General features: G+C 44.9%; 2 rRNA genes. Both read left to right on the forward strand.

The window, feature by feature from the left end:
- Positions 1–200: 200 nt before the first annotated feature.
- Positions 201–318: ribosomal RNA gene (rrf, locus tag BQ9856_RS25880) — 5S ribosomal RNA — on the forward strand.
- A 440-nt stretch (positions 319–758) separates the two neighbouring features.
- Positions 759–897, forward strand: a 23S ribosomal RNA gene (locus BQ9856_RS25885); the annotation flags it as partial.

Genomic DNA, 897 nt, shown 5'->3' on the forward strand with positions numbered 1-897 from the left:
TGTTGAGTCTTATGTTCGCAAAGTGAGGAATGATTGCGGAGAAAGGTACAGAATGGAGTACGGGAAAGTTTACTTTTACGGACGGAAGGCTGTGACTTACTCCATAAGCATCGCAGATGCGACCGAGAAAACCGTAGGTTTTGGAGGTGCAATCATGGACCAGGCTAACTAAATAAAGAACACCAAGAAGACAAAATCTTTCTGGTGCCGATGCGCTTAGGGGAGACACCCGTTCCCATCCCGAACACGATGGTTAAGACTTAAGCGGCCGATGGTACTATGCTGGAGACGGCATGGGAGAGCAGGTGGGTGCCAGATTACATTAAAAAAATCACTCTCAGGAGTGTTTTATATAGAACGGACACGTTCCAATGGGTGGAGAAAAAGGCGAAGCCTGTGTGAAAGAATGTGTTAACCTGATCCAGCAGGGAAATGCTGTTTTATATAGCTGGTTTTTACCAGTGATTCGTGGGTTCAAACAGATTGAGCTTTCGAATGACTGATAAACTTCAGTCACAGTGGTGCTGTTAGAAGCGGCACCGCGCACGTACCTTGAAAACCACATATTGAAATATATCTAGATAGAGTCTTTATTAATAAAGACAAAATCAAGACATCCGAGGTGTTACATCGAAAGATGTAACCAAACAATAACTCGTTAAAGTAACCGTAACGTACGGTGAAATAACAACCTAAGACCAGAGATACAACGCTATGTATCTTAGATCTAAGCCCGCACCCGCAGGCGAAGATCGATTGGTTAAGCTAATAAGAGCGCAGGGTGGATGCCTTGGCACTAAGAGCCGATGAAAGACGTGATAAGCTGCGAAAAGCTTCGGGGAGGAGCAAATATCCTTTGATCCGGAGATGTCTGAATGGGGAAACCCAGCTGAGCAA

The organism is Clostridium sp. Marseille-P2415 (assembly GCF_900155545.1).
Lineage (GTDB): Bacteria > Bacillota > Clostridia > Lachnospirales > Lachnospiraceae > Lacrimispora.